We start from the raw sequence: 1,130 nt of genomic DNA, 5'->3' as shown, positions 1-1,130 counted from the left end.
TGGACTTGCTCCCTCGCAGCGGACGCCAAGAAGCGATATTTTAATCGCAACCTTGGAGGCACCTATGTCACAGCAAACCCGCCGCAGTTACACCGACGACTTCAAAGCCCAAGCAGTGACACTTGCTGAAAGCATTGGTCGAGGAGAAGCTGCGCGACAGTTGGATATCTCGGTCAAAACCCTAGGGAATTGGCTGGACGCCGCACGCAACGGGCGTCCTCTCAGTTCTCCCGCTCGGCACCCGGTCTCTGACTTGGAAAGCGAACTGGCCCGGCTTCGAGCTGAAAATGCCACGCTCAAAATGGAGCGAGAAATCCTAAAAAAAGCGACGGCGTTCTTTGCCAGAGAGTCCAACTGAGATACGCCTTTGTCGCCCGTGAACGGACTCACTTTCCGGTCAGGCTGTTATGTCGAGTGATGGAGGTCTCGGTGTCGGGCTTTCACGGCTATTTGAAGCGCCAGGAGCGCCCTGATCCAGATGCGGTGATTCGCCTGGAAATTCGTGCGATTCATCATGCCAGTCGCGGCACTTATGGGCGTCCACGCATGGTTAAGGCGCTTCATAGCCGGTCATATGCGATTGGTCACAAGCGAGTAGCCCGGCTGATGCGAGAAGAAATGTTGCGAGGGAAGATCAAGGCTCGGTTCAAACACTCGACGGATAACCGGTATATCCAACCAATTTCTGACAACGTATTGAAAAGACGCTTTTCTGTGACAAGCCCAACACCCGCATGGGTGGGAGATATCACCTATATTTCGACGCGTCAGGGGTGGTTGTACTTGGCTGTGGTGCTCAGCATCCAGACGCGTCAGGTACTCGGTTATAGCCTATCGGAGCGTATGCCTGAGGGTTTGGTACAGCAGGCATTCCTGAATGCCTGGACGAAAACGCCGGTTGATCAAGGTGTGATTTTTCACTCCGATCGAGGCCGGCAGTACACAGGCAGCGGTTTTCGCAGCATGATCATGGAAAGAGGCTTCGTACAAAGCATGAGTCGCAAGGGTAACTGCTGGGATAACGCCGTAGCAGAGAGCTTTTTTGCCACACTTAAAAAGGAGGAAGCCACCGGTGTGTATCCCAGCAAAGCACAGGCTCACGCATCTATCGCGAGCTACATCCATGGTTT

The 1,130-nt window shown here is 53.8% G+C and carries 2 protein-coding genes; both read left to right on the top strand.

Going from position 1 to position 1,130, the window contains the following annotated elements:
* The coding region (locus tag ACI77D_RS29285) for a transposase (RefSeq protein ID WP_407018095.1) at positions 1-358 on the top strand (358 nt) is incomplete at its 5' end.
* A partial coding sequence (locus ACI77D_RS29280; RefSeq protein WP_407018096.1) for an IS3 family transposase occupies positions 355-1,130 on the top strand: 776 nt, incomplete at its 3' end. The genes ACI77D_RS29285 and ACI77D_RS29280, both read left to right, overlap by 4 nt.

The organism is Pseudomonas sp. O39 (assembly GCF_045447295.1).
In the GTDB taxonomy this organism is placed as follows: domain Bacteria; phylum Pseudomonadota; class Gammaproteobacteria; order Pseudomonadales; family Pseudomonadaceae; genus Aquipseudomonas; species Aquipseudomonas antarctica_A.
The sequence above is the reverse complement of the archived record's forward strand: the minus strand, read 5'-3'. Positions and strand labels throughout refer to the sequence as shown.